The sequence below is a fragment of the Vibrio harveyi NBRC 15634 = ATCC 14126 = KCTC 12724 genome (assembly GCF_001591145.1).
Classification (GTDB): Bacteria; Pseudomonadota; Gammaproteobacteria; order Enterobacterales; family Vibrionaceae; genus Vibrio; species Vibrio harveyi.
The window spans coordinates 1-2,980 of the sequence record NZ_BCUF01000103.1 but is presented as its reverse complement, the minus strand read 5'-3'; the positions used below and the strand labels follow the sequence as shown (position 1 = coordinate 2,980).

Here is a 2,980-nt window from a genome sequence, read left to right as displayed (position 1 = left end):
TTGCTCACCCCTTAGCAGGGCGTTATACGCTAATCAGAAGTTGAGATTATGAAAGACAAGATTCCATGGGGCGATATTGCAGATATTGCCACGAGTGTTGGCGCAGTGGTCGGCTTGGTCTCGGTCGTTATCACTGCTATCGGTGTTTTATTCGCACTTAAACAGTTGAAAGTTAAACAAAATATTGCGCAGACAGAGTTTGAAAACTCTATAGACCAACAATATCGGCAGATAATACAAAATATTCCTGTTGATATCCTGATAGGTAAGGACCACATAGCCCAAGGTGATGTGAGAGAGCTGATTTTCAATTACCTCGATTTGTGCAATGAACAAATATATTTGTACAGCAAAAGTAGAATCAGCGAGGAACGTTGGGGCGATTGGAGTTCTGGTATTAAGTTAAATTTGCAAAACAAAGCTTTTTTATCAGTTTGGGACGAAGTTAGAGATGGAGCTTCATTGACCTATCTAGAAGACTTCTTAGCTGGTAGATTTTAAACCAAGTTGAAACGCGTATAACAAGCAATTTAAGAGGGATTCACAACGCTTGGCACTTTTGCTTCTACTTCAGTTTTAGTGTTTATGGCACAATGCTTTAGGTTTGGGTGGAGGCGTTGTTCACCCCTTAATTGGGCGTTATGTGTATTTAGAAGAACAAGGAAAGTTCACATGAAAAATATTGCGATGGGCGTGGTCGTAAGAGATGGAAAAGTTCTTATCCAAAAGCGCTTCAGACGAGGGCAAGGAATGGTATTTGAATTCCCAGGCGGTTCTATTGACCCTGGTGAGTCAGGTAATCAAGCAGCAGTTAGAGAGCTGTGGGAAGAAACGGGACTGCAAGGTTTAAAGCGACTCGGTAGTCATCAAGCTAAAAATGATTTTGGTGGTGAAATTCATTATGTTGTTTTACGTGCGGGTAATGATACTGAGCCTCAGATGATTGATGAAGTTAGGCAGCAAACTTTCTTTTGGCTTGAGCCAAGTGCTATTCCACTTGGTGATTTTTATCGAGCTGATATCGAATTTATAGAGAATCACTTAAGCCAATACACATAACAAACGCTTCAAGACGGATTCGCAACGCGTGGCACTTTTATCATGCGTTGATTTTAGTGATTTAGGTGGAATGCGGAAACATCGTATTGCGTTGCTCACCACTTAAGCGGGCGTTAGGCTACTAAGGGTAGTGATGAAATTTTCAACAAATAGAATAAGATGGTTAGCTTACTTACTATGTTTCTGTGTTATTCCTTTCTTTTATTTAGTGATAAAAAACGATGAGTGGGAGTTGTTTCTATTCTTGTTATTAATGTTCGGATTACCAATACCTTTATTGTATTTGTATTCAGCAACTGTAAGGTTAGAACTTGATAGTATTCAGGTGTCATTTGTCTTTGGGACATACGAAATAAGCTGGCATGAAGTCGAGAGTTATTCAGTTGGTGGAGGAAACCTCAAGCTTCGAGGGTGCGGTAAATCTGTGACGTTACCTAGTTTTGAATTTTGGCATGGGGACGGACATGAGGCATATGAGCTTTTCCACAGCTACATTAACGAGCATAAAATTGCTGAAGATCCAAGCTATAAAGCTCTAATTCCGACGTTTTTCGGGACTAAAAAGGTTAACAGTACTAGTTAATTTGAATCGGGTTGGTTTAGTTTGCCAGTGTAAACTTGCCCTTGTTTGCGAAAAGGACAAAAAAACAATCAAGAATTTTGGGGTAATTAGCCTAACAAAGCGTTTAAGGCAGATTCGCAACGCATGGCATTCTCAGTTCAAATTGAGTTTTGTGTTTACGGCATAATGGGTAAGGCTATGTGGAGGCGTTGCTCACTACTTAACGCGGCGTTATGTGTTTGGAGGGAAAATGGTTAGGGAAGCGACAAAAGACGATTGCGTAAAATTAGCGGCATTGTCCATTAAAGTTTGGCTAGACACATATGCTCGAGAAGGTATCAAAACTGAATACGCTGAGTATGTCTTGTCTACTTTCACTGCAACCTACTTCTTAGAAATATTGGATACGATTAAATATCGTGTGTTTGTAAGTGAAGAACAGGAAGTTATTCAAGGCTATGTAATGGTTAATCTTGAATCGCATTATCAAACGTCCAGTAATGGTTTTGAAGTCGAAAAACTATATGTCGATAACACTTTCAAAGGGAAAGGGTTAGGTCGAAAGCTCTTGAATGAAGTCGAAAACCAGTTGGGTAATAAATACTGGCTTTACACTTGGGTTGAAAATGAATCCAATGGATTTTATGAGCATCTTGGGTTAAGTCGAATAGGACTTCTAACCTTTGAGTTTGCAGGTGCTTCAATAGAAAATAACGTGTATCAGTCAGCCCACACATAACAAAGCATTTAAGACGGATTCCCAACGATCGGCATTTTCAGTTTGCTTCAGTTTCAGTGTTTACGGCACAATACTTTAGGTTTGGTGGTCTGCGTTGCTCACCACTTAATGCGGCGTTATATGCAATGGATTGGAATGTTTATGAAAGGATTTAATAACATCTTAACTGGTTTTTCCTGGGGAATTGGCTTCTCAGTTGCGCTCATTCTGAGTGGGTTGGTTTATACAAAGTTCGTTGAACCGTCGCTCGGAAATATTCTTGAAGACAAAGAAATCGATGATAAAGCAATTGAGTATTTGGCAGATTTCAAAACTGCCTATGGTTTAACATTGGAAAATGTCTTCAAAGATGGGGACGATGTGCGTTTGGCTGTCGTACAGGAAAACCTTACGGAAGAAGCGTTATATTCTCGTGAGGTTTTAGCAACTGCGTTCGATGTGAACGGTAATTTTATTGGTAATTGTATCGGTGAAAATGAAATCTTCATTATGCAGCCAAAAGAAACTTCTTATCTTGAAATCAAATGTGGGTTTGTGCCATCGCAAGTCGAGCAAATCGAATCATTTAAGTTAAGGGTTAAGCCGATTTAGTAAGCACCAGAAAGTTGCATATAACAAAC

5 protein-coding genes are annotated in these 2,980 nt (G+C 39.6%); all 5 read left to right on the top strand.

What is annotated here, in order from left to right; genetic code table 11:
- Positions 1–48: 48 nt before the first annotated feature.
- The 5 genes from VHA02S_RS24480 to VHA02S_RS24460 all read left to right on the top strand — a co-directional run bounded on the left by VHA02S_RS24480 (position 49) and on the right by VHA02S_RS24460 (position 2,951).
- A complete protein-coding gene (locus tag VHA02S_RS24480) occupies positions 49–501 on the top strand; it encodes a hypothetical protein (RefSeq protein ID WP_050567841.1) in 453 nt (150 codons plus the stop codon).
- Positions 502–672: 171 nt separating this feature from the next.
- Positions 673–1,059 (top strand): NUDIX hydrolase, encoded by a 387-nt coding sequence (locus tag VHA02S_RS24475; protein ID WP_010648800.1) that lies wholly within the window; start codon positions 673–675, stop codon positions 1,057–1,059.
- Between the two features lie 133 nt (positions 1,060–1,192).
- Positions 1,193–1,642 (top strand): hypothetical protein, encoded by a 450-nt coding sequence (locus tag VHA02S_RS24470; RefSeq protein ID WP_038899530.1) that lies wholly within the window; start codon positions 1,193–1,195, stop codon positions 1,640–1,642.
- A gap of 229 nt (positions 1,643–1,871) precedes the next feature.
- The gene (locus VHA02S_RS24465) at positions 1,872–2,360 is read left to right on the top strand and encodes a GNAT family N-acetyltransferase (protein ID WP_005537207.1); all 489 of its coding nucleotides are present in this window, start codon (positions 1,872–1,874) and stop codon (positions 2,358–2,360) included.
- A 141-nt stretch (positions 2,361–2,501) separates the two neighbouring features.
- Positions 2,502–2,951 (top strand): hypothetical protein, encoded by a 450-nt coding sequence (locus VHA02S_RS24460; protein ID WP_038899531.1) that lies wholly within the window; start codon positions 2,502–2,504, stop codon positions 2,949–2,951.
- Positions 2,952–2,980 lie beyond the last annotated feature (29 nt).